Below are 15,112 nucleotides of genomic sequence, written 5' to 3'. Positions count from 1 at the left end.
ACGGCTGCCGTCAGAACCTCGGCGCGTTACGGGACCGCTGCACCCGCGTGGTGCGGCGGTCCCGTGCGTTCCAGCACGCCTTGTGCCAGTGGCGGCGGTCGTCGACGCCCGCGTACTGCGGCCAGGCGACGACGTGCGGGACGCCGTCGGGGATCAGCTGGTCGCAGCCGGGGCAGCGGTAGCTCTTGCCCTGCGCGCTCGCGCCCGCGACGTGGCGCACGCTCCACTCCTCGCCGGCCCAGTCCACGCTGGACTGCCAGCCGCCGTAGCGGCCCGGCCGGTCGTCCTCGGCGCCCCGGCCGGAGGAGACGGCATTCTTCGGGCCCTTGGGTCGGTTGCGACGCGGGGACACGGAACACCTCACGGAGCTATACAGGGAGCGGGTCCTGTCCAGCCTACGCGTCCGTGACGGGGGTATGCGGAACCCGGGGGAACCCCCACAAGTCCCCCGCCCTGGCGGGCATTCTGCAGACAATCGGCAAATTCGGCCGCGAGGCCGTGTCCTCGGCACGTGTCAGACAGTTATGCCGGGTGGGGCAGCTCCGTGTCGGAGCCGAGGAAGCAGGAAGAGCGATGCGCGTAGGAAGTTTCGTGTTGGCGGCCCAGTTCCCGGGTCAGGGCCAGGGGGAGGCGCTGCACCGCGCGGTCCGCTCGGCGGAGGTCTCCGAGGAAGCGGGGCTCGACTCGGTCTGGCTGGCCGAGCACCACTTCGTGCCGTACGGCACCTGTCCGTCGGCCATCACCCTCGCCGCGTTGCTGCTCGGCCGCACCCGGCGCATCCGGGTCGGCACGGCGGTCAGCGTGCTGCCCACCACGCACCCCGTGGCGCTCGGCGAGCAGGCGGCGCTGCTCCATGTGACGAGCGGCGGACGGCTGTCGCTGGGCGTGGGCCGGGGCGGTCCGTGGGTGGACCTCGAAGTGTTCGGCGCGGGCCTGGAGGCGTACGAGAAGGGCTTTCCCGAATCACTCGATCTGCTGGTGCGCTGGCTGCGCGAACCGCGCGTCGAGGCCGCCGGGGAGCGCTATGCCTTCCGTGAGGTGCCGGTCGTGCCGCGGCCGTCGGAGTCGTTGACCGAGACCGACGGCCCCGAGGTGCTGGTCGCCTGCACCTCCCCCGCCAGTGTCCGGACGGCGGCCGAGCGCGGGCTGCCGATGCTGCTCGGCATGCATGTCGGGGACGAGGAGAAGGCCGAGATGGTCGGCCTGTGGCGCCGCCTCGCCCGAGCCGCCGGCCGGCCGGCGGAGCAGCTCGCCGATCCGGGCCATGTGTCGGCCGGCGTCTGCCAGATCGCGGACCGGCGGGTCGACGCGGCCGAGACCCTGACCAAGGCGATGCCAGGCTGGCTGAAACAGGGTCTGGACGCGCATATGACGGTGGACGGCCGGGAGCGCGGGATGCGCGATCCGCTGGCCTACACCGAACTGCTCTGCGGGCTGCACCCGGTGGGCACCCCGCGGCTGTGCGCCGACCGGCTCGCGGCGACCAGCGAGCGGACCGGCATCTCCCGCTTCGCCCTGCTGGTCGAGGGCTCGGGAGACCTGGCGGCGACGGAGGAGAACGTACGGCGGCTGGGCGGCGAGGTGCTGCCACAGCTGCGGTGAGCGGCGGCCGGAGCGGGGCGACCGGGGCTGGGCGACCATGACAGGGCGACCGGACCGGGAGGACCGGAGGCGACGGGGGCGACGGGCAGCGCGGGGCGACCGGCGGTGCGCCGAGACGGGTGGTGCGGGGAGCTTGCCGCCCCGGTAGAGATCGCACCTCCCGTGGACGAGAGCGGCAAGCCGGTGCCTCGCTGCGTCAGCAGTCCCGAAGCTCCGGGGACTGGTTGAGCAACTGACCGCGCACCGAGGTGAAGCGGGCCAGCGTCTCGTCCGCCGAACCGTCCAGCGGGAACACGGCCACCCGGTGGCAGTTCTGGAAGGCCAGGCGCACCCCGAAGTGCCGCTGCAGCGCACCGCGGATGGCGTCACTCGCGAGTGCGCGCAGGAGCTGACCGCGTGCCTGCTCGTCCGGCGGGGGCATCTGGTTGTCGGCGAACTGGCCGCCGTCCACCTTCAGCTGGGCCACCAGGGAGCTGATCATCTCCCACGCGTAGGGCAGGGAGGTCCGGACGCAGTCGACGAAGTCAGCTTCGTCGACCTCGCCTCGCTCGGCCTGTTCGAGTAGGGCCGGTGAGACGTCGAGCGACATGGGTACTCCTCTCGCACCCCCGACCAGCAGGGGTTGCCGGACAGATGAGGGAGCTCGCGAACACCGGACACCCGGACACCCTGTGTACACGCGTCGCGACCTCCCGTTCCCTACGGTAGGCACCAGACCGTGACGGCACCAGGAGAATGGGGATACAGGCGGACCCCGGTGGGCACACAATCGGCCACGACCGAACACGAGTGTTCTGGATAAACAGGACGCGAATCGCGTGCGCCCCGGGCTGTCGAGTAGCGTTGCCGACCATGCGTCTCGTCATTGCCCGATGCTCGGTCGACTACGCCGGCCGGCTCACCGCCCATCTCCCCTCGGCACCCCGTCTGATCCTGGTGAAGGCGGACGGCAGCGTCTCCATCCACGCGGACGACCGGGCGTACAAGCCCCTCAACTGGATGTCGCCGCCCTGCACCCTGAAGGAGGGCAGCGGCGAGGACGAGGGCGTGTGGACCGTCACCAACAAAGCGGGCGAGAAGCTGATCATCACTATGGAGGAGGTCCTCCACGACTCGACGCACGAACTCGGCGTCGACCCCGGCCTGATCAAGGACGGCGTGGAAGCACACCTCCAGGAACTGCTCGCCGACCGCATCGAGACGCTCGGCGAGGGCTACACCCTGATCCGCCGCGAGTACATGACGGCCATCGGTCCCGTCGACATCCTCTGCCGGGACGCGGAGGGCCGGACCGTCGCGGTGGAGATCAAGCGGCGCGGCGAGATCGACGGCGTCGAGCAACTGACCCGCTATCTGGAGCTGTTGAACCGCGATCCCCATCTGGCGCCGGTGCGCGGCATCTTCGCCGCGCAGGAGATCAAGCCGCAGGCCCGCGTCCTCGCCACGGACCGCGGCATCGGCTGCCACGTGCTGGACTACGACGCGCTGCGCGGCATCGAGGACGACAAGCTGCGGCTGTTCTGAGCGTCACTGTCGTGGCGAGCGTGACTGCCATGGCAGGCAAAGGCCGGGTCCCGGAGAAGGGACCCGGCCTCTTTCGTGCCGTCCCAGGCCTCAGATGACCGACTCGGCGCTGCTGGGCGTGGCCGCGTCGCTGCTCTGCGGTGCGCCGGCGGAGCTGGTGGACTCCGTGGGAGCGCTCGCGGAGTTCGAGGTGGGCGGTGCGGTGTCGGTGGGATCCGTCGGCGGCTCAGACGTCTCGGTCGGAGGCTGGGAAGTCTCGGTGGGCGGCTTCGAGGTCTCCGTCGGCGGCTTGGTCGTCTCGGTCGGCGGCCTGGTCGTCGTGGGCGGCTTCGTCGTCGACGACGGCGGCTTGGACGTCGAAGCGGAGGGGTCGTCACCGGGATCCGTGCCGCTCGGGTCGTCCGACGGCTCCCCTGACTGCGAACCGGTCGCCGCGTCCGTCGGGGTCGGGTCGTCGGAGGTGCCCAGGGTGCCGTCGGGGCCCGGGTCGGTCGGGCGGCTGGTCGCGCTGCCGGTGTCCGGGGCGCCGTCGCCGTCGCGGTCCGCCTCGTCCGCGCCCAGGCTGTCGTCGCCGGCGCCCTGGCTGGCCGACGGGTTGACGCCGACCTGGCCGGAGGGGCTGTCGGCGTCGTTGTTCGAGGTGGCGCCGAGCGTGACGACCGTGCCGAGCACCGCCACGAGCAGCGCGCCCGCACCGGCCGCTACCAGGTTGCGCCGGGCGAGGCCGCGCAGCCCACCGCGGGCCTTGTGGGACGTCGTACCGCCCGCCGCGGTGCCGTGGGTGACGAGCGTGTCGGCGGGGCGGGGCAGCTTCGGGAACGGCATCGGGGCCGCCGGGACCCCGCCGGACGGGGAGGCGGACTCCTCGTGCCGGGCGGCGGGTACCTCGTGCCGGGCGGCGGGCACCTCGTCGCCGGCTCCGGCGCCGAACACCGGCGCCGCGCTCACCGGGCCGACGCCGGGGGTGTTGCCCGAGCGGTCGTCGACGAGCGCCAGGGCGCGGCGGCCGGCGACGGTGCCGCGCTTGTCGGCGAGGGCGCCGCGCAGGCCGATGGAGGCCTCCAGTTCGGCACGGGCCCGGTCGAGGCGGCCCTCCAGCAGCGCGAGGATGCCGAGTTCGTGGTGGAAGTAGGCCTGCTCGGCGACCTCTCCGGCGAGCCGGGAGGCCTTCGCGCCGGCGCGCAGGCTGCGCTCCCAGGCGCTCCAGTGCAGGCCCGCGGCGAAGGCGGGGGCCGCGGTGCGGGCCAGCCGCACGGCGGGGCTCTCCTCGTCCTCGCCGGGCGGGGCGGTGACCGGGACGACGACGTCGAGCACGGCGAGCAGGGCGTCCGACTCGGCGCAGACCCGCTCGGGGGTGACCGAGGGGTGCCCGGCCCACCAGGCGTAGTGCCGGGCGGCGGCGAGGGCGGTCTCCTGGACGTGGTCGGCGTATCCGGCGGCCTCCAGCTGGGTGCGCACGCCGGCGGCGAGCCGGTAGCGGCCGCCGACCGGGGTGACCAGGGCGCAGCCGAGGAGTTCGCCGAGGGCGGCGTCGGCGTGGGTGTCGCCGACGAGCGCGGGCAGATGCGCCTGGTGCGGGACCTCGCCGCCGAGGGCGACGGCGAACCGCAGGGTGGCGCGCGCCGACTCGCTCAGCCGGGAGGCGAGCAGGGCGGCGGGCGCGGCGCCCTCGGCGAGGGACGGCAGGGGTATCTCGTCGCGGGCGTCGGCATCGAAGGGGGCGTCGGCGGGGGGCTCCTGGAAGACGCCGAACTCGTCGAAGGCGTCGGCGCCGTTGCGCAGCCGGTCGCGCTGCCGGAGCAGGGCGCCGGCCTGGACGAAGCGCAGCGGCAGGCCCTCGGACTCGAACCACAGGTCGCCGGCCCAGTTGGCCTCGTCCTCGGTGAGGGTGCGGCCGACGGCGTGGCGCAGGAGTTCCAGGCCGCCGGCGCGGTCGAGGCCGCCGAGGAAGACCTCTTCGAGGGCGGAGTCGGCGGACGGCGCGGGCACGTCGGGGGTGGCGCTGATGAGGAAGGCGCACTCGGGCGTGGCGTCCAGCAGCTCGTCGAGGGCGGCGCCGCCGAACTCGATGTCGTCGAGGACGACGACGGCGCCGATCTGCCGGACGGCTTCGAGCAGTTCGTCCCGTTCCGGCCGGTGCAGGGGCGCGCTGTGGACGGCGTAGAACAGGTCGTGGAGCAGTTCGCCGGCGGTGCGGTGGAAGCCGCTGAGGCGGATCACGCCGTCGGGGGCGAGGTCCGCGCAGTCCTCGGCGACGGTGTCGAGGAGGCGGCTGCGGCCGGAGCCGCCGGGGCCGGTGAGGCGGACCGAGCGGCCGCGGGCGAGGAGGCGGACGAGGCGTTCGCGTTCCTCCTGGCGGCCGAGCAGGGGCGGCTCGGGCAGGGCGGGTCCGGGCGGCGCCGGCGGGCGGGCGGCGCGCGCGACCTCGGCGCGTTCGGCCGCGGTCAGCTTGGCGGGCCGGCCGGGGCGCTCGGCCGGCGGGCAGAGTTCGATCTCGCTGCCGTCGACCGGGTTGACGGTGAGCAGGAAGTCGCCGGAGACGAGCTGGACCGTGCGGGCGAGTGCCGGCGCGTGCTGGCCGAAGTCCGGTGTGAGGGGATCCCTGGGCGGGCGCTGGCGCGGCGCGTGGCCGTCGTCCTGGCCGTGGCCCTCGGGTCCCCGGGTGGTCGGGTCCATAGGTTCAAGCCCCCCAAAAGCGTCGAGTGCGTCCAGCCCCTCCCGGCCGTGTCGCACACCGCGCTGTCGCTTCTGGTCCGGGCCCGCTCGAGGGTGGTTCTGGACAGCGGGCGACCGAACCCTAAACCGTTGCCCAGTATCCACGACAGCCCGGGGTACCGCGCCGTCCGAGACGTCACACTCTCATGAGGATTGGGCGCGACGTGCGTTTCCGGATCGGAACGTCCGGCTCCGAAACCGTACCCGTACCGGTGTGCCCGAGGGGACTCGTGCCGGTGTGTCTCCGGGCACTCGTACCGGTGTTCCCGCGCCGGCCGCCCCCATGCCCGCGCCTCACACGCGCGGCAGGGACTCCACGCCGATGCCGCCCTCGATGGCCAGGATGCGGTGCAGCCGGGTGGCCACCAGCAGGCGCTGCATCTGCGGCGGTACGCCGCGCAGCACCAGCCGGCGGCCGCAGCGCCCGGCCCGCCGGTGGGCGCCCATGATGACACCGAGCCCGGTGGCGTCCCAGGAGTCCAGCGCGGACAGGTCGAGGACGAAATCGCCGGCCCCGCCGTCGACGGCCGAGTGCAAAGCCGCACGGGCGTCCGCCGCGGTGCGGACGTCGAGGCGGCCCTCGACGACCACCTCGGCGTGGTCGCCCCTGATGTGCATATGCGCTCCCCGTGCGTTCGGTGATGTGCTCCATGACATGACGGTGGCCGTGCAACGTCGAACATGGCCGGTGGCTTGCACCGTCTGACTGCTTCGGTGGCGGTTCGGTTGCTGCTTGTAAGCGAACCGATACCGAATTCACCCCTAGGTGTGATGCTCCTAAGGCGGCTGCCGTCTCAGTGCTTGTAGAAGCCCTGCCCGCTCTTGCGCCCGATGTCACCGGCGTCAACCATCCGGCGCATCAGCTCCGGCGGGGCGAACTTCTCGTCCTGGGTCTCGGTGTAGATGTTGCCGGTGGCGTGCAGCAGGATGTCCACGCCGGTGAGGTCCGCGGTGGCGAGCGGGCCCATGGCGTGGCCGAAGCCCAGCTTGCAGGCCAGGTCGATGTCCTCGGCGCTGGCGACGCCCGACTCGTAGAGCTTGGTGGCCTCGACGACGAGGGCCGAGATGAGCCGGGTGGTGACGAAGCCGGCCACGTCGCGGTTGACGACGATGCAGGTCTTGCCGACGGACTCGGCGAACTCCCGCGCGGTAGCGAGGGTCTCGTCGCTGGTCTTGTGGCCGCGCACCAGCTCGCACAGCTGCATCATCGGCACCGGCGAGAAGAAGTGGGTGCCGACGACGCGTTCGGGCCGCTCGGTGACGGCGGCGATCTTGGTGATCGGGATGGCGGAGGTGTTGGAGGCGAGGATCGCCTCGTCCTTCACCAGCTTGTCGAGGGCACGGAAGATCTCGTGCTTGACCTCGAGCTTCTCGAAGACGGCCTCGACGACGACGTCCGCGTCGGCGGCGGCGTCCAGGTCGGTGGTGGCGGTGATCCGGCCGAGGGCGGCCTCGGCGGCGTCCGCCTCCAGCTTGCCCTTGGCGACGAACTTGTCGTACGAGGCCTTGATGCCGTCGGTGCCGCGCCTGAGCGCCTCGTCGGTGACGTCGCGCAGAACGACGTCCCAGCCCGCCTGGGCGGAGACCTGGGCGATGCCGGATCCCATGAGACCGGCCCCGATGACGGCGAGCTTCCGTGCCACTGTGCGACTCCCCTGATACGCGCTGTCCTTGTTCCTCTCGGGCGGACACTAGCGCTCGTGAGGGGCTGTGTGACCGGTAAGTAACGCGCGTCACGTCTCAGATGACGGACATCACACCGGCAGGGGTCACGCGGCGCCTCGTACGGCGTAGTTGAGCACCTTCTCGCTCAACAGCTCCTCCATCTCGTCGAGCAGCAGCAGCACCTCGCGTGACACCTCGGCGGGTCTGCCGCCGGCCATCATGCGGCGGCCGATGTCCGCCATCACGGTCTGGTGCAGCCAGTTGACCTGACCGGCGACGAGGGTGGGCAGGGGGTCGTCGGCGTCGGCGCCGGTCTCCTCGCGCAGGGTGCGCTCCAGGTTGTCGACGACCTCCTGGCCGATCGCCCAGAGCCGGGAGCGCAGCGCGGGCGAGTCGTGAATCACCGTCATGAACCGGGCATAGCCGTCCATGAGTCCCATCCGGGGCGAGACCGCCTCGACCTCCTCGCGCAGTTCGCGCAGGACGGCCCGGGCGGCGGACTCCCCGTCGCCCCGGCCGCGCACCCAGCGCGAGAGCCGGTCCACTACGCCCTTGGAGCGGTCGAGGAAGAGGTCCTCCTTGGCCGGGAAGTAGTTGTAGACGGTGTTGACGGAGACGTTCGCGGCGTCGGCGATCTCCGCGACCGTGACGGCGTCGAAACCCCGTTCGATGAACAGGCCCGTGGCGACATCGGAGATGTACTGCCGGGTCTGCCGCTTCTTGCGCTCCCTGAGTCCCTCGGCCATGCCCGCATGCTACCGGCCTTCCTTGGTGCCGCTGGAAACTTGGAGTCATTGCAAAATTTCAGCGTCTCTGTTTTTCTGGGGCCATGGACATCATCAGCGCGGCCGGGCTGGCCCGCACCTTCCCGGCGGAACGCGGCCCCGTGCACGCCGTGCGCGGCATCGACCTCACCGTCCGGCAGGGCGAGATCCTCGGCTTCCTCGGCCCGAACGGGGCGGGCAAGACCACCACCCTGCGAATGCTGACCACCCTGCTGAAGCCGACCGGCGGCACGGCCACCGTCGCGGGCCACGACCTGGCCACCGACCCCGAAGGAGTGCGCCGGGCGTGCGGATACGTCGCCCAGTCGGGCGGGGTCGACGCGCAGCTCCCGGTGCGCGAGGAGCTGGTCACCCAGGGGCGGCTGTACCGGCTGACCAAGGCTCAGGCCCGGGAACGCGCCGAGGAACTGGCGCGGGAGCTGGATCTCACCGAGCTGCTGGACCGCAAGGCCGCCGCCCTCTCCGGCGGCCAGCGCCGCCGCCTGGACATCGCGATGGCACTGACCCACCGCCCCCGGGTGCTCTTCCTCGACGAACCGACCACCGGCCTCGACCCCGGCAGCCGCGCCGCCCTGTGGGACCTGGTGCGCCGGCTGCGCGACGAGCACGGCACGACCGTCTTCCTGACCACCCACTACCTCGACGAGGCCGACGCCCTCTCCGACCGCCTGGTGATCGTGGACCGGGGCGTGGTGGCGGCCGAGGGCACGCCGAGCGCCCTGAAGCTGCGGTACGGCGGCTCGCTCGACGCCACCCTGCAGGACACCTTCCTCGCCGTCACCGGCCGCCCCGCCGCCCCGGCCGGCACCGCCCCCGTCGCCGTCTAGGAGCCCCCGGATGCTGTTCCACGACACCGCGCTGATCTTCGGGCGGTACGCCCGCCAGACCCTGCGCTCCCCCTTCGCCCTGTTCTTCGGCGTGCTGATGCCGCTGCTCTACCTGCTCTTCTTCGGTCCGCTGCTGACCGGTCTGCCGCTCGGCGGGGACGGCAGCTCCTGGCAGGTGCTGGTCCCCGGACTGCTGCTCCAACTCGGCCTGTTCGGCGCGCTCTTCGCCGGCTTCATGATCATCGTGGAGAACGGCCAGGGCGTCGTCGAGCGGATGCGCGTCACCCCGGTCAGCCGGCTCGCGCTGCTGCTGGGCCGGGTACTGCGGGACACCGCCGTGTTCCTGTTCCAGGCGGTGCTGCTGGTGCTGGCCGCCCTGGTCATGGGTCTGCGGGCCCCGCTCGCCGGGGTGCTGATCGGCTTCGCCTTCGTCGCCCTGCTGTCCGTGTCGCTCGCCTCGCTGTCGTACGCGCTGGGCATGAAAGTGCGCAGCCCGCAGGAGTTCGGGCCGCTGGTCAACGCCGTCAGCATGCCCTCGATGCTGCTGTCCGGCCTGATGCTGCCGATCAGCCTCGGCCCGGCCTGGCTGGACGCGCTGTCGCACTGCGTGCCGTTCCGCTATCTCGTGGACGCGATGCGCGACGCCTACGCCGGGCGGTACGCGACCGCGCACATGCTGTACGGCGTGCTGGTGGCCGTCGCCATGACCGCGCTCTCCGTGACGGTGGGCACACGGGTCTTCCGTACCGAGGGGGCGTAGGCGTCACTACGCTGGCCGCATGGTCAACCTGACACGCATCTACACCCGGACCGGCGACCAGGGCACCACCGCCCTCGGCGACATGAGCCGGGTCGCCAAGACCGACCTGCGCATCGCGGCGTACGCCGACGCCAACGAGGCCAACGCGGTGATCGGCACGGCCCTCGCGCTGGGGAACCTGGAGGAGGAGATCGCCAAGGTCCTCACCCGCGTGCAGAACGACCTGTTCGACGTGGGCGCGGACCTGTCGACGCCGGTCGTGGAGAACCCGGCGTACCCGCCGCTGCGGGTCGAGCAGTTCTACATCGACCGGCTGGAGGCGGACTGCGACCGCTTCAACGAGCGGCTGGAGAAGCTGCGCTCCTTCATCCTCCCCGGCGGCACCCCGGGCGCGGCCCTCCTCCACCAGGCCTGCACGGTCGTCCGCCGGGCGGAGCGCTCCACCTGGGCCGCGCTGGAGGTGCACGGCGAGACGATGAACCCGCTCACCGCGACCTACCTCAACCGTCTGTCCGACCTGCTGTTCATCCTCGCCCGCACCGCCAACAAGGACGTCGGGGACGTGCTGTGGGTGCCCGGCGGCGAGCGCTAGCCCATCTCCCGCCGGACCGGGAGAGCGGCTCCCGAGGCGCCTCGCGCGTCAGCGGATCCGCTCCTTGGTGAGCGCCTGCCCGCTCTCCTCCCCCGCCCCGGCGGGAGCCTTCTTCGGCCAGACGAAGTAGGCCAGCGCGACCAGCCCGTGGATGCCGGCGGCGCGCAGGGCGGCCCACTGGAAGGAGCGCAGGGACGAGATGTCGCCGTCGTCGCCGACGTACCAGACGGCGCCCTGGAGCAGCCCGCACGCGACGGCCGCGGCGAGCAGCGTGCGCAGCCACAGCCCGGCCTCGTGGCGGGCGCGGGGCAGGCCGTAGCGGGGGGCGCCGGCCGGTTTCGGCGCCCCGCCCAGGCGGTGCGCGGCGTGGCCGTCCAGCCAGCGGATGGTGTAGTGGCCGTAGGCCACCGTGTAGCCGATGTACAGCGCCGCCAGCCCGTGCTCCCAGCCCGGTTCGGCGCCGTTCTTCAGGTCGATGGCCGTCGCCGTGAACAGCACCAGCTCCAGGACCGGCTCGCACAGCAGCAGCACCACGCTGGTGCGGCGCCACTTCAGCAGGTAGCGGACGGCGAGGCCGAGCGCGAGCAGCACCCAGAAGCCGACCTCACAGGCGATGATCAACGCGACGATCACGACGTGCTCCCTTCGGTCACCCTTCCAGGCTCCCGGCGAAAGCGGCGCCGTTCGTCGTCGGCGGTGACGAACTCGCGGTACATCGAAAGATGCAGTCGGGGACCCTTCCCGGGGATCAGGCGAGCGCGGCCGGGGCCGTGTTGGATGGGACCATGGCCGCCGCGCGACTCCCCCGCCCGCACCGCTTCGACGCGTACGTCGCCCTCGCCGGGCTGCTCGGCGGGGTGCTGCTGTGGGGCTTCGGTCTGGCCACCCGCCCGAAGGGCGAGCCGATCGTGCTCTTCCCGGGCGCCTGGCCGATCCTGGTGCCGCTGGCCGTGATGGCCTGCTGCGAGCTGATGCGGCGGGCCGCCCCGCGTGTCGCGCTGCCGGTCGCCACGGCCGCGCTGGCCGCCGACACCGTCACCCAGGGCAACCTGTTCACGCTGGTGATGTTCACGGACGTGATGTACGCGGCGGTGCTGTACGGCACTCCCGCGGCGGCCCGCCGTATCCCCTGGATCACCGGACTGCTGTCGGTGGCGGCGACGGTCGTGCCGTTCGCGGTGTGGCGGGTGCCGGAGGCGCTGCTGATCGGTGTGGCCGTCGGCATCGTGTCGTTCGCGCCCGCCTCGACCGGGCTGATCGTCCGCAACCACCGGGACGCCGCCGAGGCCGCCCGGCTGCGCGCCGAACAGACCGCCCTGCTCGCCGAGATGGACCGCGTCCAGGCCGTGGGCGCCGAGCGCGCCCGGATGGCGCGCGAGCTGCACGACATGGTCGCCAACCACCTGTCGGCGATCGCCATCCACTCCACCGCCGCGCTCTCCCTCGACGATGCGGCCACCACCCGGCAGGCGCTCGGGGTCATCCGGGAGAACAGCGTCGCGGGGCTGGCCGAGATGCGCCGGCTGATCGGCATCCTGCGGGACGCGGGCGCCGGGACCGAGCCGTCCGCCGCGCCCACCCTGGACGGCCTCGGCGCGCTGGTCGACACGGCCCGCGCCAATGGTCTGGACGTCACCCTGGACGCCGCGTACGACCGGGTGCCCACGCCGGTGGAGCTGGCCGCCTACCGGATCGTGCAGGAGAGCCTGACGAACGCCCTCAAACACGCCGCGCCCGGTCCCGTCACCGTGCGGCTCGCGCAGCGCGACGGCTCGCTGACCCTCACGGTCACCAGCCGGTACGGCGACCGGGACGCGCCCCGCGCACCCGGCTCGGGAGCCGGCCTGATCGGTATGCGGGAACGCGCCACGCTGCTGCACGGCACGCTGGAGGCCGGGCCCGAGGACACCCCGGACGGCCGGGTCTGGGCCGTCCGCGCGACCCTGCCGGCCACCGAAGGAGACACCCCGTGACCCCGACCGCAGAAGGAGTCCCCGCATGATCCGCGTCCTCGTCGCCGAGGACCAGTCCGCCGTCCGTGCCGGGCTGGTGCTCATCCTGGGCAGCGCCCCCGACATCGAGGTGGTCGGCGAGGCGGCGGACGGCGAGCGGGCGGTGGCACTGGCCCGGGAGCTGCGGCCCGACCTGGTGCTGATGGACGTGCAGATGCCGCGCCTGGACGGGGTGTCGGCGACCCGTCAGGTGGTGGCCGAGCAGCTGGCCGACGTGCTGGTCCTGACCACCTTCGATCTCGACGAGTACGTCTTCGGGGCGCTGCGCGCGGGCGCGGCCGGGTTCCTGCTGAAGAACACCGACGCGAAGGACCTGCTGGCGGCGGTGCGGACGGTGGCGCGCGGGGAGGGGCTGATCGCGCCGGCGGTGACCCGGCGGCTCATCGCCGCGTTCGCGGCCGGGCCGGCCCGCGAGCCGAAGGCCGATCCGGCGGTGCTGGAGCAGCTGACCCGGCGGGAGCGCGAGGTGCTGTCGTGTCTGGGCGAGGGGCTGTCGAACGCGGAGATCGCGGGGCGGCTCGACATGGCGGAGGCGACGGTGAAGACGCACGTCAGCCGGTTGCTGGGGAAGCTGGAGCTGCGCAGCCGGGTGCAAGCGGCCGTACTGGCGCAGGAGTTGGGGATCTGACCGGGGCGGCCGGCGAGCGGCCGGGATAGTGGTCCAGACCTATTGACCTATGGTCCAGACCTTTCTATTCTCGCCGCACCGTGGGCGTGAAGGCTCAGTCACGCCTGCCCCCGACATCCCCACAAAGGAGGCGCAGCATGCGCTTCAGACACAGAGCAGCGGCGGGGTTCGCGACCCTCCTGCTCCCCTTCGCCGGACTGGCCGGGCTCTCCAGCCCCGCCCAGGCCGCCGCGGAGGCCGCCTCGGCCACCGCCACCTACGTCAAGTCCTCGGACTGGGGCTCCGGCTTCGAGGGCAAGTGGACGGTGAAGAACACCGGCACCACGACCATCAGCTCCTGGACCGTCGAGTGGGACTTCCCCTCCGGCACCTCCGTCACCTCCGGCTGGGACGCCGACATCACGTCCTCCGGCAACCACTGGACCGCCAAGAACAAGGCCTGGAACGGCACCCTCGCCCCCGGCGCCTCCGTCACCTTCGGCTTCAACGGCACCGGCACCGGCTCCCCCGCCAACTGCAAGCTGAACGGCGGCAGCTGTGACGGCGGCCCGAGCGTCCCCGGCGACAACCCGCCGAGCGCCCCCGGCACCCCGACCGCCTCCGACGTCACCGACACCTCGGTGAAGCTGACCTGGAAGGCGGCCACCGACGACAAGGGCGTCAAGAACTACGACGTGCTGCGCGGCGGCACGAAGATCGCCACCGTCACCGGCACGGCCTACACGGACACCGGCCTCACCGCCGGCACCGACTACTCGTACACCGTCCAGGCCCGCGACACCGCCGACCAGACCGGCCCGGTCAGCGGCGCCGTCGCGGTGCGCACCACCGGCGGCTCCACCGACCCCGGTCCGCAGCCCGGCACCAAGGTCAACCTCGGCTACTTCACCGAGTGGGGCGTCTACGGCCGCAACTACCACGTCAAGAACCTGGTGACCTCCGGCTCGGCCTCGAAGATCACCCACATCAACTACGCGTTCGGCAACGTCAAGAACGGCCAGTGCGTCCTCGACGACGCCTACGCCGCCACCGACAAGGCCTACACCGCCGACCAGTCCGTCAGCGGCGTCGCCGACACCTGGGACCAGCCGCTGCGCGGCAACTTCAACCAGCTGCGCCAGCTGAAGGCCAAGTACCCGCACATCAAGGTGCTGTGGTCGTTCGGCGGCTGGACCTACTCCGGCGGCTTCGGCCAGGCCGCGCAGAACGCCGCCGCCTTCGCCAAGTCCTGCAAGGCCGTGGTCGAGGACCCGCGCTGGGCCGACGTCTTCGACGGCATCGACATCGACTGGGAGTACCCGAACGCCTGCGGTCTGACCTGCGACACCTCGGGCCCGGCGGCCTTCAAGAACCTGTCCCAGGCCCTGCGCGCCGAGTTCGGTCCCAACTACCTGATCACCGCCGCCATCACCGCGGACGGCTCGGACGGCGGCAAGATCGACGCGGCCGACTACGGCGGCGCCGCGCAGTACCTCGACTGGTACAACGTGATGACGTACGACTACTTCGGCGCCTGGGACAAGACCGGCCCCACCGCCCCGCACTCCCCGCTCACCTCGTACCCCGGCATCCCGAAGGCCGGCTTCAACTCGGCCGACGCGATCGCCAAGCTGAAGGCCAAGGGCGTCCCCGCGTCCAAGCTGCTGCTCGGCATCGGCTTCTACGGCCGCGGCTGGACCGGCGTCACCCAGTCCGCCCCCGGCGGCACCGCCACCGGCGCGGCCACCGGCACCTACGAGGCGGGCATCGAGGACTACAAGGTGCTCAAGACCGCCTGCCCGGCCACCGGCACCATCGCCGGCACCGCCTACGCGCACTGCGGCACCAACTGGTGGTCCTACGACACCCCCGCCACCATCGGCACCAAGATGACCTGGGCCAAGAACCAGGGCCTCGGCGGCGCCTTCTTCTGGGAGTTCAGCGGCGACACCAGCAACGGTGAGCTGGTCTCCGCGATCAGCAACGGCCTGAAGTGATCAGCAGGCCGTGACCAGAAGGCCGT

General features: G+C 72.3%; 15 protein-coding genes. 8 read left to right on the top strand and 7 right to left on the bottom strand.

Annotated features, from left to right (window positions below):
• Positions 1-10 precede the first annotated feature (10 nt).
• Positions 11-352, bottom strand: a complete 342-nt coding sequence (locus tag G7Z13_RS24180) for an ATP/GTP-binding protein (protein ID WP_166002328.1) — start codon at positions 350-352, stop codon at positions 11-13.
• Between the two features lie 221 nt (positions 353-573).
• Here G7Z13_RS24180 and G7Z13_RS24175 point away from each other — a divergent pair, with 221 nt between their 5' ends.
• The gene (locus G7Z13_RS24175; RefSeq protein WP_166002327.1) at positions 574-1,602 is read left to right on the top strand and encodes an LLM class flavin-dependent oxidoreductase; all 1,029 of its coding nucleotides are present in this window, start codon (positions 574-576) and stop codon (positions 1,600-1,602) included.
• A 196-nt stretch (positions 1,603-1,798) separates the two neighbouring features.
• Here G7Z13_RS24175 and G7Z13_RS24170 read toward each other — a convergent pair whose 3' ends face one another.
• Positions 1,799-2,191: an SCO5389 family protein gene (locus G7Z13_RS24170; RefSeq protein WP_166002326.1), complete on the bottom strand. Its 393-nt coding sequence runs from the start codon at positions 2,189-2,191 to the stop codon at positions 1,799-1,801.
• 263 nt (positions 2,192-2,454) lie between these two features.
• Between G7Z13_RS24170 and nucS the strand changes: the two genes are divergently transcribed.
• Positions 2,455-3,126 (top strand): endonuclease NucS, encoded by a 672-nt coding sequence (nucS, locus tag G7Z13_RS24165; protein WP_166002325.1) that lies wholly within the window; start codon positions 2,455-2,457, stop codon positions 3,124-3,126.
• A gap of 90 nt (positions 3,127-3,216) precedes the next feature.
• Here the strand turns inward: nucS and G7Z13_RS24160 are convergent, their stop codons facing one another.
• The 4 genes from G7Z13_RS24160 to G7Z13_RS24145 form a co-directional block, all read right to left on the bottom strand.
• Entirely contained in the window at positions 3,217-5,802 is a 2,586-nt protein-coding gene (locus G7Z13_RS24160; protein WP_166002324.1) for an ATP-binding protein, read from the bottom strand.
• A 333-nt stretch (positions 5,803-6,135) separates the two neighbouring features.
• Entirely contained in the window at positions 6,136-6,459 is a 324-nt protein-coding gene (locus tag G7Z13_RS24155; RefSeq protein ID WP_166002323.1) for an STAS domain-containing protein, read from the bottom strand.
• Between the two features lie 176 nt (positions 6,460-6,635).
• A complete protein-coding gene (locus tag G7Z13_RS24150) occupies positions 6,636-7,484 on the bottom strand; it encodes a 3-hydroxyacyl-CoA dehydrogenase family protein (RefSeq protein ID WP_166002322.1) in 849 nt (282 codons plus the stop codon).
• 126 nt (positions 7,485-7,610) lie between these two features.
• Entirely contained in the window at positions 7,611-8,252 is a 642-nt protein-coding gene (locus G7Z13_RS24145) for a TetR/AcrR family transcriptional regulator (protein WP_166002321.1), read from the bottom strand.
• Between the two features lie 83 nt (positions 8,253-8,335).
• Here G7Z13_RS24145 and G7Z13_RS24140 point away from each other — a divergent pair, with 83 nt between their 5' ends.
• From G7Z13_RS24140 to G7Z13_RS24130, 3 genes are read left to right on the top strand one after another with little or no spacing between them, the layout of a single operon-like run.
• Entirely contained in the window at positions 8,336-9,118 is a 783-nt protein-coding gene (locus G7Z13_RS24140) for an ATP-binding cassette domain-containing protein (RefSeq protein WP_166002320.1), read from the top strand.
• Between the two features lie 10 nt (positions 9,119-9,128).
• Positions 9,129-9,878, top strand: coding sequence for an ABC transporter permease (locus tag G7Z13_RS24135; RefSeq protein ID WP_166002319.1), 750 nt, complete (start codon positions 9,129-9,131; stop codon positions 9,876-9,878).
• Positions 9,879-9,897: 19 nt separating this feature from the next.
• Complete coding sequence (locus tag G7Z13_RS24130; protein ID WP_166002318.1) at positions 9,898-10,470, top strand: cob(I)yrinic acid a,c-diamide adenosyltransferase; 573 nt, start codon at positions 9,898-9,900, stop codon at positions 10,468-10,470.
• Between the two features lie 48 nt (positions 10,471-10,518).
• Here G7Z13_RS24130 and G7Z13_RS24125 read toward each other — a convergent pair whose 3' ends face one another.
• Complete coding sequence (locus G7Z13_RS24125; RefSeq protein ID WP_166002317.1) at positions 10,519-11,103, bottom strand: hypothetical protein; 585 nt, start codon at positions 11,101-11,103, stop codon at positions 10,519-10,521.
• Between the two features lie 152 nt (positions 11,104-11,255).
• Between G7Z13_RS24125 and G7Z13_RS24120 the strand changes: the two genes are divergently transcribed.
• From G7Z13_RS24120 to G7Z13_RS24110, 3 genes are all read left to right on the top strand, one after another.
• Complete coding sequence (locus tag G7Z13_RS24120; RefSeq protein WP_240926336.1) at positions 11,256-12,443, top strand: histidine kinase; 1,188 nt, start codon at positions 11,256-11,258, stop codon at positions 12,441-12,443.
• A 25-nt stretch (positions 12,444-12,468) separates the two neighbouring features.
• Positions 12,469-13,110 (top strand): response regulator transcription factor, encoded by a 642-nt coding sequence (locus G7Z13_RS24115; protein ID WP_166002315.1) that lies wholly within the window; start codon positions 12,469-12,471, stop codon positions 13,108-13,110.
• Between the two features lie 137 nt (positions 13,111-13,247).
• Entirely contained in the window at positions 13,248-15,086 is a 1,839-nt protein-coding gene (locus tag G7Z13_RS24110) for a glycoside hydrolase family 18 chitinase (protein ID WP_166002314.1), read from the top strand.
• The last annotated feature ends 26 nt before the right edge of the window (positions 15,087-15,112 follow it).

Source organism: Streptomyces sp. JB150 (genome assembly GCF_011193355.1).
In the GTDB taxonomy this organism is placed as follows: domain Bacteria; phylum Actinomycetota; class Actinomycetes; order Streptomycetales; family Streptomycetaceae; genus Streptomyces.
This window is presented reverse-complemented; position numbering and strand designations above follow the sequence as displayed.